Source organism: Oceanihabitans sediminis, from assembly GCF_003337215.1.
Classification (GTDB): Bacteria; Bacteroidota; Bacteroidia; order Flavobacteriales; family Flavobacteriaceae; genus Oceanihabitans; species Oceanihabitans sediminis.
Genome location: NZ_QPIG01000002.1, coordinates 261180 through 279449, shown reverse-complemented (window position 1 = coordinate 279449; position 18270 = coordinate 261180). Strand labels below are relative to the sequence as shown.

16 protein-coding genes are annotated in these 18270 nt (G+C 34.9%); all 16 read left to right on the top strand.

The features are described from left to right. Positions 1-42: 42 nt before the first annotated feature. The 16 genes from DU428_RS07050 to DU428_RS06975 all read left to right on the top strand — a co-directional run bounded on the left by DU428_RS07050 (position 43) and on the right by DU428_RS06975 (position 17884). Positions 43-462, top strand: a complete 420-nt coding sequence (locus DU428_RS07050) for a helix-turn-helix domain-containing protein (protein ID WP_243633461.1) — start codon at positions 43-45, stop codon at positions 460-462. 6 nt (positions 463-468) lie between these two features. Continuing rightward, on the top strand, positions 469-1563 hold the full coding sequence (locus DU428_RS07045) for a site-specific integrase (protein WP_113966036.1): 1095 nt from the start codon (positions 469-471) through the stop codon (positions 1561-1563). Then, the gene (locus tag DU428_RS07040; protein WP_113966037.1) at positions 1563-2510 is read left to right on the top strand and encodes a DUF6617 family protein; all 948 of its coding nucleotides are present in this window, start codon (positions 1563-1565) and stop codon (positions 2508-2510) included. The genes DU428_RS07045 and DU428_RS07040 overlap by 1 nt, the downstream gene beginning before the upstream one ends. A 156-nt stretch (positions 2511-2666) precedes the next feature. Further along, complete coding sequence (locus tag DU428_RS07035; protein WP_113966038.1) at positions 2667-2969, top strand: helix-turn-helix domain-containing protein; 303 nt, start codon at positions 2667-2669, stop codon at positions 2967-2969. Further along, positions 2966-3262 (top strand): helix-turn-helix domain-containing protein, encoded by a 297-nt coding sequence (locus DU428_RS07030; RefSeq protein ID WP_113966039.1) that lies wholly within the window; start codon positions 2966-2968, stop codon positions 3260-3262. Before DU428_RS07035 ends, DU428_RS07030 begins: the two co-directional genes overlap by 4 nt. Then, a complete protein-coding gene (locus DU428_RS07025) occupies positions 3249-4157 on the top strand; it encodes a BT4734/BF3469 family protein (protein ID WP_113966040.1) in 909 nt (302 codons plus the stop codon). The genes DU428_RS07030 and DU428_RS07025 overlap by 14 nt, the downstream gene beginning before the upstream one ends. After that, a complete protein-coding gene (locus DU428_RS07020; protein WP_113966041.1) occupies positions 4154-5893 on the top strand; it encodes a DUF3987 domain-containing protein in 1740 nt (579 codons plus the stop codon). The genes DU428_RS07025 and DU428_RS07020 overlap by 4 nt, the downstream gene beginning before the upstream one ends. A 163-nt stretch (positions 5894-6056) precedes the next feature. Continuing rightward, entirely contained in the window at positions 6057-6350 is a 294-nt protein-coding gene (locus DU428_RS07015; protein ID WP_113966042.1) for a helix-turn-helix domain-containing protein, read from the top strand. Between the two features lie 20 nt (positions 6351-6370). After that, positions 6371-8434, top strand: coding sequence for a Piwi domain-containing protein (locus DU428_RS07010; RefSeq protein WP_113966043.1), 2064 nt, complete (start codon positions 6371-6373; stop codon positions 8432-8434). A 62-nt stretch (positions 8435-8496) separates the two neighbouring features. Then, positions 8497-8892, top strand: a complete 396-nt coding sequence (locus tag DU428_RS07005; protein ID WP_243633460.1) for a hypothetical protein — start codon at positions 8497-8499, stop codon at positions 8890-8892. A gap of 118 nt (positions 8893-9010) precedes the next feature. Beyond that, positions 9011-13426 (top strand): CusA/CzcA family heavy metal efflux RND transporter, encoded by a 4416-nt coding sequence (locus tag DU428_RS07000; RefSeq protein WP_113966045.1) that lies wholly within the window; start codon positions 9011-9013, stop codon positions 13424-13426. A 16-nt stretch (positions 13427-13442) separates the two neighbouring features. Continuing rightward, on the top strand, positions 13443-14651 hold the full coding sequence (locus DU428_RS06995; protein WP_113966183.1) for an efflux RND transporter periplasmic adaptor subunit: 1209 nt from the start codon (positions 13443-13445) through the stop codon (positions 14649-14651). Between the two features lie 107 nt (positions 14652-14758). Beyond that, positions 14759-15088 (top strand): P-II family nitrogen regulator, encoded by a 330-nt coding sequence (locus DU428_RS06990; protein ID WP_113966046.1) that lies wholly within the window; start codon positions 14759-14761, stop codon positions 15086-15088. A 20-nt stretch (positions 15089-15108) separates the two neighbouring features. After that, positions 15109-15522, top strand: a complete 414-nt coding sequence (locus DU428_RS06985; protein WP_113966047.1) for a Fur family transcriptional regulator — start codon at positions 15109-15111, stop codon at positions 15520-15522. A gap of 56 nt (positions 15523-15578) precedes the next feature. Then, entirely contained in the window at positions 15579-15941 is a 363-nt protein-coding gene (locus DU428_RS06980; RefSeq protein ID WP_113966184.1) for a DUF3703 domain-containing protein, read from the top strand. Continuing rightward, complete coding sequence (locus DU428_RS06975) at positions 15938-17884, top strand: heavy metal translocating P-type ATPase (protein ID WP_113966048.1); 1947 nt, start codon at positions 15938-15940, stop codon at positions 17882-17884. Before DU428_RS06980 ends, DU428_RS06975 begins: the two co-directional genes overlap by 4 nt. The last annotated feature ends 386 nt before the right edge of the window (positions 17885-18270 follow it).

Below are 18270 nucleotides of genomic sequence, written 5' to 3'. Positions count from 1 at the left end.
TGATTTTGTTGCCCAAAATCCGTTGGCAATAAGATGGGCGAAATGATGCACCATATTGCCCCATGTTGCACCATGACGCTACATAAAGCACCATTTATGAGCAGTAATTTATATATTCCTAAAACTTGTATGCATTGCGGTAATGCTTTTGTAGCACGAACCACAGTAACAAAGTACTGTGGAGATACTTGTGCTAAAAAGGCATACAAAGCACGTAAGCGTAACCAAAAAATTCAAGCCACGCTTACCCAGGACATGAAGAAACAACATGAAGTTGTTTCTAATCCTGATCTTAATGCTGTACACAATAAAGACTTTTTAAGTGTTACGGAAGCTTCTCAATTGATTGGTGTTAGTAGATGGACCATTCAAAGAATGATTAAACAAGGGCGATTAAAAGCGGTGCCCTTTGGTAGAAAACGAATTCTTGCAAGATGGCAAATAGAGAACCTTTTTAATTAGCACATTATGAAAGTAACATTAAGGCAACGCAAAAAGAATAATAAAATAAGTCTTTACTTAGACTACTATCACAAAGGAAATCGTAAGACCGAATATTTACGTCTGTACCTAACGCCAAATCCAAAAACAAAAACAGAAAGAGAGGCAAACAAGAAAACAAAACAACTAGCGGAAGCAATATGTGCTCAAAGACAGCTAGAAATGCAGACCGGTATTTATGGATTTCAAGATTTAGAGAAGTTAAAAGGCAATTTCATTTCCTATGTATCAGCTTTAGCAGAAAAGAAAAATACAAGTTCCGGTAATTATGGGAGTTGGAATAGTATGCTCAAACATTTAAAAATCTTCTCTCCAGCCGATACAAGTTTTAATGATGTAGATAGAGTATTTGTTCAAAATTTTAAAAATTATTTAGATACAAAAGCTACATCCAGAGCAGGAAAGAAACTATCACAAAACACCAAATACTCATATTATGGAAAGTTTAATGCAGCATTAAAACAAGCTGTTGCTGATGGTATTTTAAAAGAAAATCCAGCTAAAGGAATTGATGGATTCAAGCAAGGCGAACCTCAACGAGAGTTTCTAACACTAGATGAACTACAACAAGCGGTAAATACAGATTGTGAACTACCAATTTTAAAAACGGCATTCATTCTATCAGCCTTAACTGGATTACGTTGGTCAGATATAGAAAAACTGACTTGGTCAGAAATTCAACACTCTAAAGAAATGGGATATTATATCCGATTCAGACAGAAGAAAACCAAAGGAGTTGAAACCCTACCAATATCAGATCAAGCCAGAGAGTTGTTAGGAGAAAAAGGGGAGCCTAAAGAAAAAGTATTTAAAGGCTTAAATTATAGTGCTTGGTCTAACTTGAAATTACAACAATGGATGTTAAGGGCAGGTATCCAAAAAGAAATTACCTTCCATTGTGCGCGTCATACGTATGCAACATTACAATTAACTTTAGGAACAGATATTTATACAGTATCAAAATTATTAGGGCATAAAGAGCTTAGAACTACACAAATTTATGCGAAAGTAATTGATGATAAAAAGAAAGAAGCTGCCAACCGTATTCAACTAGATTTATAATGAAAGGAAGTATATTTTCAAGTTTGGTTTCTATAACCAATGGCTTACATAGAGATAATAGAAAGGAAAAGGATTTTAAGCACTTATTGTCTGATTTCAAACTGAATCCAAAAGCTAATAACGCGGTTTTTAAAGTAAACTTTAAAAAGCCTTTAAATGCTAAAAAAGAATACTACCATAAGCTGATATTTAATGAAACAGAAAGGACAGTAGTATCATTTGTAAAGGAATTTCCTGAAAATGCTACAGTTCCAGAAAATAAATACAGTTTTACTATTCTTCTTAACAAGTTTGATAAGTACTTAAATGACATCGCAAATTATATAAATAATAGAGCGATAACAGCAGATTTTAATATTGACGACAATTATATCATCAATTACTTAAAAGTATCTGTAATCCGATTATATGCTGAACTGCAAGAACAATATGGTCAGTTTTCAGAAGATTCAAAATTCACAATTTTAGAAATAGCGGAAAAATATTTTAATGACACTACCTTTAATATTAATCAGATAGTAAAAACGAACATTAAAGAAATAGTTATTAAAAAAGAACCGAGAGCTACAGCAAAACCCAAAACCTCATTTGGATATAAAAACAAAGACACCTCAACCTTATTAACTGTACTAAAGCAATTAAACCTTAAAATTGATTTGTTAGATAATCGTTCAACGGTTGAGCAATTGCAAAAATTGTTGTTATCTAAAGATTTTAGAGTAATAGATTTCCAAATTTACCTTCAATGCGAAACCACACAGTTTAGTTATGTGGTAAAAAAGCTAAAACCTTTTTTTAATAGTTTCAATCCTACTTCAATTGAACGTTCTGGTAAATTTATCACCAAAACAGGTACGCCTTTAAAGGCTAATAATCTGTATAAAAATAAGGTTCATAATCCTAAAGAAAAGGAAGTAATAGATAGAATCATCCAACAACTGCAATAAAAAACAGTAAGATTAGTAAGAAATCTTACTGTTGTCTTACCCTCATTTTACACTCTTACTAAAATTAGATAGCCAATTTTCAACCTTTGTATTGTCCTTGATAACCAAGGATGACATTAGGCCTGATGTCCTCATTTATTCAAATAACAATAAAAGATGGACATTACAATCATCGAAAAATTAGAACGCATCGAAAAGTTGTTACAAGAACAACAAACGTTGCAAAAGCAAGTATTGAATTTCAATGAAACTTGCCAGTATTTAGAACTATCACAATCGCACTTGTATAAACTTACAAGTACGGGAGCCATTCCACACTATAAACCGAATGGTAAAAAAATCTATTTCCAACGTCAGGAATTAGACCAATGGTTATTGCGTAACCGTATGGATTCCCAAGACGAAATCGAGCAACAGGCAGCTAATTACTTAATCAAAAAAGGAAAGGTAAAGTTATGACTGAAATAATCGATTTACTCTTGGCACTCTCACAAGAGATTAAGGATATAAAAGCACGTATCGAATTAATAAGAGCATCGAGAGCAGAATGCTTAAAAGATACGTGGATTGATAATCAGGACGTAATGCAAACGCTACATATTAGCCAACGTACATTACAAACGTTCCGAACAAATGGTACGATTCCATATAGTAAGATACAAGGTAAATTTTATTACAAGGTATCAGATATAGAGGAACTATTACAAAGCAATTATTATAACCCAAATTTTAAATGCGATGGAAATAAGTAAAGAAAGCATTTTAAAGAAAACGCATTATGGGTTAAATATCTATGCCTATGTATTAAGGCAGTATTATCCTGAAACAACAGTCCTTTCCGTAAAAGGAAGGGACTGCGGGATAACCCGTAACCCTTTTAACGGTGGTAAATCAACATTACAAATTAATGTTGTAGATAATAAGGCAATACATTATGATACAGAACTAACCGATTTTAAAGGTGATGTATTCGATTTCGCATCCTATCATTTTAAAATCATTAATGAAGAAGAATTGTTACTAAAAATCAATGAGGTACTGCATCTAAATTTTGAAGTTAAAAAAGAAGATGAATTATCCTGGTTAGATGAACCCGATGATACTTGGTATGCTTACAGCAGTTTTTACAAAGCACCAATTAGAAATGTGTTTCCAACTGAAAAAGTACGATTACATCAAATATTGGAGCGTATTACAAGCGATAAGTATAAAAGTATCACAGAGCAATTTAGAGCGATTAAAGACCCAAAAGAAGCACGAAAATTTAAAGCAAATCATTTTGATTATGTAACATTTTCAGGTGTGTTTTCTAAACGAAATGATGATAGTTTAATTGAACACTCATCATTATTGACAATCGATTTTGACCATTTAGAAAATCTTGAAGAACTAAAACAACAATTATTAAACGATGAATATTTCGAAACCGAATTGTTGTTTACATCACCTTCAGGAGAAGGCTTAAAATGGATAATTAGAATCGATTTATCCCAAGTGTCACACAATGAATATTTTATTGCGGTGGCCAATTACATAAAGCAAACATATAACATTGAGGTAGACCAATCAGGTAAAGACATTTCCAGAGCGTGTTTTTTATCCCACGATCCATTGGCATACCTACATAAAAGACATCAGAAATTATGACAAAAATATTTAACCCAAAAGATTGGTTAGCTGTTCCAGAGCAAAAAGAAGTACCTAAAAAACCAATCAACAACAACCCAACAACAGTTGTTGCAAATGATATTGAATCATATGTCAGCGCATTAGAACAATCAGGTATAGACATTACAGATACGTATGAAAAATGGCGTGATATTGGATTTGCAGTTTCAGAAGAATACGGAGAAGCTGGACGTGATTACTACCATAGAATAAGTAGAAATTATTCAGGTTACGACCATAAAGAATGCGACGAACAGTATAATAAATGCTTACAAGCAAAAGGACACGGTATAAGCATTGGTACTTTATACCACCATTTACATCAAGTTGGTATTAAACCACAACAGCAACAACAAGTTGTTGAAGTGTTGCAACAGTCAGAAGAAGTAAAACAACCATTGCCAACAATACCAACAACAGTTTACAACAATATTCCAACATTTTTGCAACAAGTAATACAACCTTCAAGCAGTAATGAAGAACGTGATATTTTATTGTTGGGAGCATTAACAGCATTTAGTGCCTGTTTTCCAAAACTATTTGGTGTGTATGACCAAAGTAAAGTATTTAGCAATTTGTATTTATTTGTTACTGCACCAGCTTCAGCAGGAAAAGGAAGATTAAACCAAATTAAAAATTTGGTAAATCCTGTTCACAAACAACAACGTGAACAATCCAAAATCCTAAAACAACAACATCAAGTTGAAATGGCAACTTATAATATGAATAAGGGTAAAAGTGAAACAATGGAGAAACCAAATAAACCACCTGAAAGAATGTTGTTTATCCCTGCTAATAATAGTGTAACAGGTGTTTATCAATTAATATCGGATAATGAAGGTAGAGGGTTAATTTTTGAAACCGAAGGAGATACTTTAGCACAAGCCTTTAAAAGTGATTACGGTAATTATTCAGATGGTTTTCGTAAAGCATTCCACCACGAAACCATTAGTTATTATCGAAGAACAGATAGAGAATATGTTGATATTGAAAGACCTTGCTTATCAACAGTCCTATCAGGTACACCAAAGCAAATTCAAGCGTTGGTTCCAAGTGCTGAAAATGGGTTGTTTAGTCGTTTTATGTTTTATTATATGAATATCAAACCGACTTGGAAAAACGTTTTTCAAACAGGCATAGCAAATGGTTTAGATGAATACTACGACCAATTAGGAAAGGAATTTTTTGAGCTATATAAAACTTTAAAAAACAACCGACCTATTGAAGTAAGGCTAACAACAGAGCAACAACAAAAATTCAATGTATTTTTTGAAAAACTACAAACCAAATATCTAAATCTTCAACCCGATGACTATATAGCAACTGTTAGACGTTTGGGGTTAATAGCATTTAGAATTATAATGTTGTTTTCTGTATTTCGCATTATGGAAGATGGTGATGTAAACCAAGTAAGATATTGTGAGGATATAGATTTTGAAAATACATTGGAAATGATAAGCGTATTAGTAAAGCACAGTAGTAAGGTGTTTAACGATTTACCTATCGAACAAAAAGAAGTAAAAAGAGCCAATCGTAAAGAACGTTTTTTAGAAGCACTACCTTATCAATTTTCAAGACAAGATTACCTAAATATAGCCGACAAAAACAAGATTCCTCATAAAACAGCAGAAGGCTATATTACTAAATTTGTTGATGCTGGTCTAATACATAGGGAAGCACATAACAATTATACAAATCCCACAAAAGCACAATAAGGATTTTGAGGATTTTAAGGAAACGAGGATTTATAAAAATACTTTATATCCTCAAATCCTTAACTTCCTCATTTCCTGTTTATAATTGTTAATATCTTTTTGTTAGTTCTTATTTTCTTTTTCTTACATTAGACAAATATTGACAAGTCAAAATATCCCCAAAATGACGTTTGGAGAATACATCAGAGAAATACGAGAAGAAAAGCAATTATTATTAAGAGAAGTTGCTTCTCAAATGAATATTGATACGGCACTTTTAAGTAAAATTGAACGTGGTACTCGTATGGCTCGTAAAGAACAAGCTGAAGCATTAGCCAAAGTATTAAAACAAAATAAAAATGAATTGCTTCAATTCTGGATGGCAGATAAAATTGTCTTTATGTTAAAAGATGAAAAGAACAGTACGGAAATCCTCAAAATTGTAGAACAAAAAATTAATAGATTGAGCAAGAAGTAGAATTAATAAACCCAAGTATTATGAGTCAGGAACTTTATTTCAATATCATAACGTTTGATTTACCAGACAAACCAATAACTTTTTATTTAAGTAAAGAGAAAATTGGTAATGCTCAAAAGCTCTATAAAACAAAGTTTCCAACCAATATTGAAGAATTGTTTCCTGGTATAAAAGAAGAAAACCCTGATTTCATATACACATCGTTTATTTACGAAAAAGAAGGCTATCATCCCTTATCACTCAATCTAAAGGAACAACCAACCGACTTAATTAAACACTATTATAATTGGCGTATCAAAAAATTCTTTAATAGCATTAAAAAACTTGTTGGTCAAAACTTTGTGAATGATAATCAAATTTGGATTGGTAATAGATCATATCAAAATAAAAGTTTCGCGCAGTATTATAAGTTTACGGTCAAAGTACAAATTAAAGAAGTTAGTGAATATGGTGAGTTAGTTATTTCTTATGATGGTATGGCTAAAGTGTTTAAAAAACCTATTTCTGAAATTATAAAACATACCTCAACAACAAATCTTAATAAAGTTGTATATAAAATGAGGTTATTAAAATATCATAAGGAAAAGGAATTTATTGATGATAACACAAAGGCTTTTGCCATTTTGAATAACGATTTACGTAATGCGTTTAAAATTAAACCAGAACCCAAAGATGATTCCAATAAATATATTGGGTACAAAAACAAAATTGATAAGTTTATTCAACATTTCATTTTAAGTGATGAATTTAAGAAAGTTATCCCTGTAAATAATGATGATTACCTGCCAGTAGAAATAAATCGCATTGGTGAAGTAACTGATGAAAGTAATGATTTATTGTTCCAAAATGGTGTTGGTAGAAATCCCAAAATAGATTTTAAGAACTTAAAACCTTTAAATCCTTGTCAGTTAGATAATGTGCATTTCTTCTTTATACATCATACAAGTTATGCTAAAGAAGTAGAAGCATTGCAAAAATTATTGGAAGATGGTACAAGTTGGTATAAAGGTTTAAACATTTATGCAGGTGTTTTAGCACATTTCGATAATGATGTCAATATAGTATTTGATGATTTAGAAAATCCATTACCTCAAATTTCACAAGGTATAAAAGACTTTAAATCAGACCCTAACATTAATTACGTTGCTATTTATTTAAGCCCTTTTAACAAGCACGAACCTAATCTTGAAAAAAAGTTAGTGTATTACAAGGTTAAAGAACAGCTATTATATAAAAGAATAATATCTCAAGTAATAGAGTTTGATAGATTTAGAAGAAACCAACATAAATTTATTTACGATTTAACCAATATATCATTAGCCTTATTAGCAAAATTAGATGGTACACCTTGGCAACTTAATGTAAAACCAAAAAATGAATTGGTAATTGGTGTTGGTGCTTTTAAAAATACCGAAGAAAACATTCGTTATGTAGCAAGTGCATTCAGTTTTAAAAATAATGGAAGGTTTAATGAATTTCATTATTTCAGTAAATCAGATGTTAAACAATTAGGCAATGCTTTAAGTGATGCTATTTGGCAATATGTTCCAACGAATAAGTCACCCGAAAAAATAGTGATTCACTTTTATAAGGATATGAAGGATGAAGAAATACAACCTGTTTTAGAAATGATGGATAAACTTCAATTGCCTTGTCCTCTTTTTGTTCTTAATATTAATAAAACTAAATCACAAGATATTATTGCTTTTGACCAAAATTGGAATGGTGAGTTAATTCCAATGAGTGGCACATATATAAATATTGGCCCTAAAGGAGAATATAAATATTTACTCTTTAATAATTTGAGGTATAACAATACTGTAAAATACCCAAGTCATTCAAGTTATTCATTTCCAATAAAACTTAAAATATCAAGTCCTACACCAGAGGCTTTAAATGATAGTAAAATGATTAGAAAGCTAATAGAGCAAGTGTATCAATTTAGTAGGCTATATTGGAAATCCTTACGTCAACAAAACGTACCAATAACAATTAAATATCCTGAAATGGTTGCAGAAATAGCACCTCGTTTTGAAAGCAAGGAAATACCACCTTTTGGTCAAGAAACCTTATGGTTTTTATAATCCGAAGCCTTTTTTCTTTGCACAACCATTGCATTCAATAATTTGTATCTTTGTGAAACTTTATGAAAATATTCTTTTCCATATCAATGTCAATTTTATTCTTTTTTCAGGGAATTAGCCTTGATATGGATTTTTGTGGGCCAATAAAAGATATCTCAAATATCATTACCCATTATCAAAACCATAAAGTTTTTGGCGACTCTTTCCTTGAATATGTAGTTGAAGATTACATTGACAATAATGCAAAAGATGAAGGGCATCATAATAACCCAGATGAGGAGAATACACCCGTTCATTCTCATAATCAATGTTGTCATCCTTTAGTGTTATTTATTGCGAACAACAATCCGGCCCTAATCAATCGACCAAAGTTTGAAGATAAAGAGCCGTTCAATTTATATACAGTTAACTTCTCTTCCAGATATCTGGAATCCCTCTTCCAACCCCCTCAAGTATAATTCAGTTTTTTTTAAGGATAGCTATATCCTAACGTGATGCTTCTCAAAGTAAGCATTGCTTTATAAATGCGTTGCACCCATTCGCACCGTAAATTTTCAACTGAATTAATACATATTTATGATTAATAAAATCATTTCATTTTCCATTAATAATAAATTTATTATTGGGCTATTTATAGTGGTGCTTATTGGCACAGGCATATACTCAATGGCCACTATAAATTTGGGTTCCGTGCCTGATATTACCAACAATCAAGTTCAAGTTATAACAACTGCCCCTAATTTGGGAACGGAGGATATTGAGCAATTTGTAACCTTTCCCGTAGAATTGGCAATGGCAAATCTTCCAGACGTTATCGAACTGCGTTCGATCTCTCGTTTTGGACTGTCCGTGGTAACCATTGTTTTTAAAGACGAAGCAGGAACCTACCTGCCACGACAGTTGGTACAAGAAAAATTAACCGCAGTTGCGGAAGAAATCCCTGAAGGTTTTGGCACGCCTTTTATGGCGCCCATTACCACGGGCTTGGGCGAAATATTGCAATATACCTTAAAGGTTAAAGAAGGGTACGAAGAAAAATATGACGCAATGGAACTGCGCACCATTCAAGACTGGATCGTGAAACGCCAGATGGCGTTAGTCCCGGGAGTTGTTGAAGTAAATGCTTTTGGAGGCTATGTAAAACAATATGAAGTCGCTCTTAATCCTGCTAAACTAAAAAGTTTTGGCATCACAATGCACCAGGTCTTTGAAGCCCTTAAAGTGAACAATGCCAATACGGGTGGAGCTTATATTGAAAAAAACCACCAAGCCAATTTTATCCGTGGGGAAGGGCTGGCACGAAGTATCGCCGATTTGGAAAACACCGTTGTGACCACTCAAAATGGAAGCCCTGTTTTGGTAAGGGACGTTGCCGAAAAAGTGGGTTACGGTAACCAAGTGCGTTATGGTGCATTTACCCAGGATGGTCACGAATCTGTGGGTGGCCAAATATTAATGTTGAAAGGACAGAACCCAAGTAACGTTATAGAAAATGTTGAAAAGCGTATAGCCGAAATCCAAAAATCCTTGCCTGAAGGCGTGTATATCGATACATTTTTAAGCCAAAGCGAACTGATTGAGAGAACCACAAGTACCGTTAAAACAAATCTAATTGAAGGGGCACTCATCGTAATATTCGTTTTGGTACTCCTTTTAGGTAGCTTCCGTGGCGGTTTGATAGCAGCTTCGATAATCCCCTTGTGTTTATTGTTCGCATTTATTTTGATGAAGCAATTTGGTATTTGGGCAAATTTAATGTCCTTGGGTGCAATTGATTTTGGAATTATTGTTGACGGCGCGGTAATTATAGTGGAGGGAACGGTTTTTCACATTCATCAACGGATGAAGAAATCCAATGCAATTATGGGACAATCCGAGATGGATGAAATAGCCTATGATTCTTCTAGTAAAATGATGAATTCTGCCTTTTTCGGTCAACTAATCGTTCTCATTGTTTTTACACCTATTTTGTTCTTGACAGGTGTGGAAGGAAAAATGTTCCGCCCAATGGCCTTTACCTTTGGATTTGCAGTTTTAGGCGCTATCATCCTTTGTCTTACCTATGTGCCAATGATGTCGTCATTATTTTTAAAACCTGCCAAAAACCAAAATAGTTGGTTTGCCAGATTTGAAAATCGGATGGATAGGATAAGCGATAAAATTATGGGCCTTTTGAATCGCGTGTATCTGCCCATACTGAATTTTTCACTTCGTTTTAAAGCAGGGGTCGTAATAGGTGCGGTTGCCTTGCTATTGATTGCAGGATTTGTATTCAAAAATATGGGAGCTGAATTTATCCCGAAATTTGATGAGGGCGATATTGCGTTTCAAGCATTAATAAAACCGGGGAGCAGTCTTACAGAGACCATCGAGGCTTCAAAGAAACTCGAAAATCTAATAAATGAATTTCCTGAAGTTAAAACTGTAGTTTCAAGAATCGGGGTAGCCGAAATCCCAACCGACCCGATGCCAATGGACATTGCGGATAGTTACATTATTCTTGAAAAAGATAAAAGCAAATGGACTTCCGCCGACAGCAAAGAAGAACTCATTGAAAAAATACAAGAAAAGATTTCGGTTGTTCCCGGTGTCAATTTTGTATTTACCCAGCCCGTGGAACTTCGTTTTAATGAGTTGCTAACTGGAGTTCGTGAGGACGTGGCAATCAAATTGTACGGAGAAGATTTGGATGTGTTGGCAGATAAGGTACAGGAAATCGCAGCGGTAATACGTGAAGTACCGGGTGCAGCAGACCTTAACGTAGAGGCTACAAGCGGTTTGCCACAAATGACAGTGGTGTATAACCGCGCAAAAATGGCACAATACGGTGTAACCGTGGATAAATTGAATGATTATGTAAGTGCCGCCTTTGCAGGCGAAAAGGCAGGTGTGATTTTTGAAGGCGAAAAGCGTTTTGATGTGGTTATCAGGTTGGCAGAGGACTTTAGGCAAGACATCAATAGCTTAAAAAACCTTTACATAGACCTGCCGAACGGTGCTCAAGTGCCTCTAAAGGAAGTTGCGGATATCAGTTATAAAGCTGGGCCAATGCAAATTTCAAGAGACAACACTATGCGTCGTATATCTGTGGGTGTAAATGTTCGTGGACGCGATGTAAAATCGATGGTCGAGGAAATTCAGCAAAAACTGGAAACGGAAGTGGAACTGCCACCAGGTTATTACGTCACTTATGGAGGATCATTTGAAAACCTGCAACGTGCATCAGACCGATTGATGATAGTAGTGCCCATCGTTCTACTAACAATATTTATCCTGCTTTATTTCGCTTTAAATTCATTTTCACAGGCTTTGATGATTTATATGGCAGTGCCTTTGGCGGCAATAGGCGGGGTTTTCATTTTGTTGATCCGTGGAATGCCTTTCAGTATTTCGGCAGGGGTCGGGTTTATCGTACTCTTTGGAGTAGCGGTTTTAAACGGTCTGATACTCATAAACAAATTCAATGAACTAAAAGAAAGTGGAATGACAGATTTAAAAAAACGTATATACGAAGCTACGCACGAACGTTTACGTCCCATTTTATTGACTGCCATTACCACAATTATGGGCTTTATCCCAATGGCGGTTTCCACCTCTGGTGGTGCAGAAGTACAGCGACCATTGGCAACAGTAGTCATTGGAGGAATGCTTACGGCAACATTTTTGACCTTGGTGGTTATTCCTATTCTTTACTATTGGCTGGAATCGAGAAAGGAACGAAACAATACAAAGGGGGATATAAGCTATGTCAACAGGTCAACAAACATTATAACGGTATTATTGATGGTTGGAGGTTTGATGGCTTCTGGAACTTCATTTGCCCAAGACAATAGTCAAGATGGTACAATTCCAAAGACCTTGACCATTGATGAGGCCATTGCTATGGCAAAACAGAATTATCCTACGCTCAAGGAAAGTCAGGCATTTATTGAACGGGAAAAGGCGATGAAAGGCACCAGTTTTGACCTTGGCAGCACCGAAGTTTTTACAGGCAAGGAAGAATATGGCAATAATCTTCCTGGAGTTCAAACAACCGTTGGTGTGCAACAGGGAAATATTGATTTGCTTTCCGGGTTTTCAAAATCGAAATTTTACAAAGAACGTATTGCCTTGGGAGAAAAGTTTTTTGTGGCAAGTGAACAACAGTTGGTGCGTAATGTGATGCAGGCGTATGACCAAATTAATTATTACAAGGCACAGTTGCGTTTTGCTGACCAATTGGACAGTACTTATGCCAATTTTAAGAACGCTGCCCAACTTAGGTATGACACAGGAGAAACAGGCAAGTTGGAGTTTATTGCAGCCTCTTCCGAATTTCAGCAGATACAAGTATTAAAACAACAAGCTTTCGATGATATTGAAATCGCCAAACGTGCCTTAAAGCAATATTTGGGAACCGATGAAAACATCGAGACGGTTGATGGCGTTTACGAGCCATTGGATTTTATGGCTACATTAGATTCAACTTCAGTGGCAAATAATCCAATGTTGCAATATGCCTTGCAAAATGCCGAAGTAAGCAAGGCAAACGTGGGTGTCGAAAAATCCCAATTTCTACCTAAATTTAGTTTATCGTATGGCAGACAAGTTGTAGATGAAGTGTCAGGCTTCAATACTTTTCAGGCAGGCATTAGCATTCCACTATGGTTTTTTCCGCAAAAGGCAAGAGTCAAGTCAGCTAAGGCAGACGCAATGATGGCAGAATATCAATATTTGGAACAAAAAGAAGTTACGGAAAGCCGTGTTTCGCAATTGCTCCAATCCCTCGAAAAAACTAAGAAGACCTTGCAATATTATAAAGAAGGCGCACTGCTATTGGCAGAGGAACAGATAGCCACGGCACAGTTGGCATCCAAGGAAGGCGAAATTGATTACGTTAATTACATTACAATTCTAAACAGTGCCATCCGTATCAAACAAAACCATTTACAATACCTCAATCAGTATAACCAACAGTCTATTGAGGTACAATATCAATTGGGTAATCTATAATCATAAAAAGAGAAAAATGAAGAATATACTATTAGTAAGTACCGTATTATTTACACTTATGTTTATGAGTTGTAACGATGCCCCAAAATCTGAACTCGGGCATAACGAAGCGGAGGTTGGGGAAGATGCGCACGGCGAAGGCCACGACGAGGAAGAAGGAGTTGTGGAACTTACAAAGCAACAGGCCGAAAACATCGGTTTAAAAACGAAAACTCTGGAGGAACGAACTTTAGGAAACAACATTAAGGTAACAGGAACGCTGGAACTTTTTCCACAGGATAAGGCGAACATCAGTCCGTTTGTTGGTGGAAATGTGAGTTCCATTAAGGTAGTACCTGGAGATAATGTAAGTAAAGGACAGGTATTGGCATATATTGAGCATCCCGATATCATTGCAATGCAACAGGAATTTCAGGAAAAAAATGACGAACTGGTCTTTTTGAAACAGGATTTTGAACGCAAGCAGACCCTTTATGATAAAGGCGTTTCTTCTGGCAAGGAATTTCAGATGGCGCAGTCAAAATTTCGTTCCACCACATCCAGTGTCAATGGGTTGCGTTCCCAATTGAAACTGTTGGGCATTAATCCCGACAAAGTGGCGGAAGGTCAAATATATTCCGCTGTTCCCATTACCACGCCAATAAGTGGATACGTGGCAGAAGTAAATATAAGTTTGGGCGATTATGTGGGCGCACAATCCAAAATGTTCTCAATAAGCGATAACTCAAAAATTTACGTCAATTTTAAAGTATATGAAAAGGACATATACCAAATAGAGAAAGGGCAACAAATATATTTTTCCACGGCCTCCCACCCGGACAATTTGCTTAAAGCCACCGTTCGGTCTGTTGGTAAAACCTTTAACACCGACCCAAAGGCTTTGGAAGTCTTGGCGGATATTGAAAACAAGGATAAAAACCTATTGCCGGGAATGTATGTGGAAGGGCGCATAGTGCAGGGCGAGAAAAAAGGTTTCGCTATTCCTGAAGCTGCTATCATAAAAGAAGGCGAGCAATCCTTCATTTTCATTTTGGATGAAGACGAAGAAATGGAAGCGGGCAAAATGAAATTCAAAATGATACCCGTAACGGTTGGTATTACTGATTTAGGCTTTGTTGAAGTCAATCTTCCTGCCGAAGTTTCAAAGGATGCCAAAGTGGTCATAAACGGAGCTTATAACCTGTCTTCGGAAATGGTTAAAGGCGAACTGGAACACGCACATTAATTCAATCACCATCAAAGATTTTGATTCCGGGTTTGTTTATCGTCTTAATAAGTTAGTTAAAAATTAAAAAACAGGCTCGGTTCAAAATCGATTAAAAATTTAAAAAAATGAAGGAAATAAAAGCATTTATAAAACCGAACCGGATCCAAAGGGTAATTGAAGCTCTTGCTGATAGTGGTTTTAAAAGTATGACCCTGTCACAAGCAGAAGGCACGGGAGCGTTCAAGGCAAAAGGCGCAAGACCGTCGCTGGATTTTCACGTGACAGATAGTCCAGTGGTCAAGCTGGAACTGGTTTGTCAAAATGAGGAAGCCCAAGCCGCAATTGAAACAATTCTAAGAAATGGTAAAACGGAAGAACCAGGAGACGGGATTATTTATATCGCAAATATAGAAGATGCCTTTCACATTAAAACGGGAGAATCCATAGGGAAATAGATGGTTAAAATCACAAGTTAATGACTGAAATAGAAAAATTTTTAGAAGACAAAAGGGTTCGCCCTACGGCAATGCGTTTGCTTATATATAAGTTTCTTGCAGAAAAAGAAATAGCAGTAACATTAAGTGACATTGAAAATGCTTTTGAAAAAGCAGATAGAACTACCTTATACAGAACTATTAAAACATTTGAAGATAAAGGAATAGTCCATCAAATAGACGATGGCACAGGGATAACAAAATATGCGTTATGCGAAGAGGGATGTAATTGTGATATTAAAAACGATTTGCATTTACATTTTCATTGTAATAATTGCAATGAAACCATTTGCTTAACAGAACATAAAATACCTCAAATAAAAGTGCCAGATGGTTTTGTGTCAGAGAATGTAAATTTGGTGGTAAAAGGTATTTGCGATAAGTGTAGTGTCTAATTATTGCACTTCCATTGCACTTACTATTAAAGTACATTTATCCAAAATTAGAGGATATGAAGTTTAATACTAAAATACCTAAACATCTAAAACAGGCGTATAACCAAGAATTAAAACAATACAGTTTCTGTTTAGAAAATAAGCAGTTTGGTAATGCTTGGTATCATTTAGAACGTAGTCATATAATAGGACAATCTTATCCTATAGAACATACCTATTCACATTGGCTTATGCTAAAGTTTGGATTTATACAAAAAGATACGAAAGAAGTAATAGGTCAAATAATTAGGTTGCTTGTGGGTGGCTGGAAATCATTTATAAATCACGTTCCACTTGGTAATACTGGTGGAGCAAACGTGCCACCATTAAAACGAATGCCTATTCCCAATGACATTGAAAAATTATTAGATATTAAATGAAAAAAAAGAAAGTCAATTTAAGAGATTTAAAACCAAATTCAGAAGTGCAACACACGCATAATGATGGTCATAATCACGGTAATGGAAGTGCATTCAAAACCTACGTGCCTGCAATAATAAGTTTTACAATGCTTATCATTGGTATAGGTTTAGATTATTTTGATGTTTCATTCTTTAAGGATTGGATTCGTATTGCTTGGTATGGTATTGCATATCTTCCTGTAGGGTTTCCTGTTGTAAAAGAGGGTTGGATTAGTATTAAAAAAGGTGATGTTTTTACAGAGTTCTTTTTAATGTCTATAGCAACCATTGGTGCATTTGTTATTGGTGAATATCCCGAAGGTGTTGCAGTAATGCTATTTTATGCAGTAGGCGAATTATTTCAAAGTGCTGCTGTAAATCGTGCAAAAGGAAATATAAAAGCATTATTAGATGTTAGACCTAAAGAAGCCAATGTATTTCGTGAGGGAGATTATAAAAGTGTTTCGCCTGAAGTTGTCAATATTGGAGAGAAAATTCAAATTCGTGTAGGTGAAAAAATTCCATTGGATGGCATTTTATTATCCGAAAAAGCATCTTTAAATACAGCTGCGTTAACAGGAGAAAGCAAACCAGATTCCATTCAAAAAGAAGCAAAGGTTTACGCGGGTAGTATTAATTTGGAAAGCGTTATTGAAGTTGAGGTAACCAATAAGTTTGAAGACAGTTCTATTGCGAGAATATTAGACTTGGTTCAAAATGCAACAGCACGTAAATCTAAAACAGAATTATTCATCAGACAGTTTGCTCGTATCTACACACCAATTGTAGTGTTTTTAGCTATTGGTGTTACTTTTATACCTTACTTTTTTGTAGATGATTATGTGTTTAGAGATTGGTTATACAGAGCATTAATTTTCTTGGTAATATCTTGTCCTTGTGCGTTAGTGATTTCAATTCCATTAGGATATTTCGGTGGATTGGGAGCAGCTTCAAAAAATGGAATATTATTTAAAGGTGCTTCATTTTTAGATGCTATGACCAAAATAAATACTTTGGTAATGGACAAAACAGGAACCGTTACCAAAGGTGTTTTTAAAATCAAAGAAGTAAAAGCAATTGGTTGGAATGAAACCGAATTTATGCAATACTTAATGGCGTTGGAAGAACAATCCACGCATCCAATTGCTAAAGCCATTTTAGAGTACAAAGCTGAAGGAGAAGATTTTAAAGCACAAGACGTTTCTGAAATTGCAGGTAAAGGTTTAAAAGGCGTTGTTAATGGTAAAACAGTTTTAGTAGGAAATAAAGCCTTAATGACTGCGAATAATATAAATGTTCCATCTGAAACGGAATCTATTGTAGAATCGATAGTATTAGTTGCAATCGATAATCAATTTGCAGGTTATGTAGTCATAGCAGATGAATTAAAGGAAGATGCAAAAGAAACTATTACAGCATTACACAAAGTAGGCATTAAAAATATTATGATGCTTTCCGGTGATAAAGATTCCATCACGCAACAAGTCGCTAAAGAGTTGAATATCGAAAATGCTAAAGGTGGTTTACTTCCAGAAGATAAATTAAACGAAGTTGAAATTTTAAAGAAAAATCCTGAAAACAAAATAGCCTTTATAGGTGATGGTATTAACGATGCACCTGTTTTAGCAGCAAGTAACGTTGGTATTGCAATGGGTGGTTTAGGTAGTGATGTAGCTATTGAAACAGCAGACGTTATCATTCAAACCGACCAGCCTTCAAAAGTAGTTAGAGCCATTAAAATAAGTCGTTCTACAAGAAAAATTGTTTGGCAAAATATCATTTTAGCGTTTGGAGTTAAAGTTATTGTCTTGATATTAGGAGCAGGTGGTTTAGCCACAATGTGGGAAGCAGTTTTTGCAGATGTAGGCGTAGCATTATTAGCAATTTTAAATGCAGTTAGATTACAACGAATGAGTTGGTAATTGTCCCCACAACCCAAAACCCAGTTTTTTCGTACCTCAAAATCCTCTGTCTTTTGTTTTGTTCCGCTATCCACCGCACTTGTAGTTTTTGGTTGCCAACCCTCACACAGCACATTGCTTATTTTATTTGCTATTATATTTTAAAAGTAGTACAATAAAAAAGCAAAGAGCTGTTGCCATCCCTCACACCAAAAACTACCCCAAGCTATGTTTACATAATACAAGTTATAGGAGCAAAAATCCTTTCAAAGGTAGCCTACGGCGTTTTATTATATTTTTGTCGCTATAACTGGTATTATGTAAAATATCCGCTATTCCAACGCTCACATCCGAACATATAACCATATTTTGAACAAGCATTAAACAATAGCAAATTTAAAAGATTG

What these genes read in the sequence shown, in the direction of transcription:
- DU428_RS07050 (WP_243633461.1), top strand. Translation starts at nt 43, where the DNA reads ATGATGCACCATATTGCCCCATGTTGCACCATGACGCTACATAAAGCA.
- DU428_RS07045 (WP_113966036.1), top strand. Translation starts at nt 469, where the DNA reads ATGAAAGTAACATTAAGGCAACGCAAAAAGAATAATAAAATAAGTCTT.
- DU428_RS07040 (WP_113966037.1), top strand. Translation starts at nt 1,563, where the DNA reads ATGAAAGGAAGTATATTTTCAAGTTTGGTTTCTATAACCAATGGCTTA.
- DU428_RS07035 (WP_113966038.1), top strand. Translation starts at nt 2,667, where the DNA reads ATGGACATTACAATCATCGAAAAATTAGAACGCATCGAAAAGTTGTTA.
- DU428_RS07030 (WP_113966039.1), top strand. Translation starts at nt 2,966, where the DNA reads ATGACTGAAATAATCGATTTACTCTTGGCACTCTCACAAGAGATTAAG.
- DU428_RS07025 (WP_113966040.1), top strand. Translation starts at nt 3,249, where the DNA reads ATGGAAATAAGTAAAGAAAGCATTTTAAAGAAAACGCATTATGGGTTA.
- DU428_RS07020 (WP_113966041.1), top strand. Translation starts at nt 4,154, where the DNA reads ATGACAAAAATATTTAACCCAAAAGATTGGTTAGCTGTTCCAGAGCAA.
- DU428_RS07015 (WP_113966042.1), top strand. Translation starts at nt 6,057, where the DNA reads ATGACGTTTGGAGAATACATCAGAGAAATACGAGAAGAAAAGCAATTA.
- DU428_RS07010 (WP_113966043.1), top strand. Translation starts at nt 6,371, where the DNA reads ATGAGTCAGGAACTTTATTTCAATATCATAACGTTTGATTTACCAGAC.
- DU428_RS07005 (WP_243633460.1), top strand. Translation starts at nt 8,497, where the DNA reads ATGAAAATATTCTTTTCCATATCAATGTCAATTTTATTCTTTTTTCAG.
- DU428_RS07000 (WP_113966045.1), top strand. Translation starts at nt 9,011, where the DNA reads ATGATTAATAAAATCATTTCATTTTCCATTAATAATAAATTTATTATT.
- DU428_RS06995 (WP_113966183.1), top strand. Translation starts at nt 13,443, where the DNA reads ATGAAGAATATACTATTAGTAAGTACCGTATTATTTACACTTATGTTT.
- DU428_RS06990 (WP_113966046.1), top strand. Translation starts at nt 14,759, where the DNA reads ATGAAGGAAATAAAAGCATTTATAAAACCGAACCGGATCCAAAGGGTA.
- DU428_RS06985 (WP_113966047.1), top strand. Translation starts at nt 15,109, where the DNA reads ATGACTGAAATAGAAAAATTTTTAGAAGACAAAAGGGTTCGCCCTACG.
- DU428_RS06980 (WP_113966184.1), top strand. Translation starts at nt 15,579, where the DNA reads ATGAAGTTTAATACTAAAATACCTAAACATCTAAAACAGGCGTATAAC.
- DU428_RS06975 (WP_113966048.1), top strand. Translation starts at nt 15,938, where the DNA reads ATGAAAAAAAAGAAAGTCAATTTAAGAGATTTAAAACCAAATTCAGAA.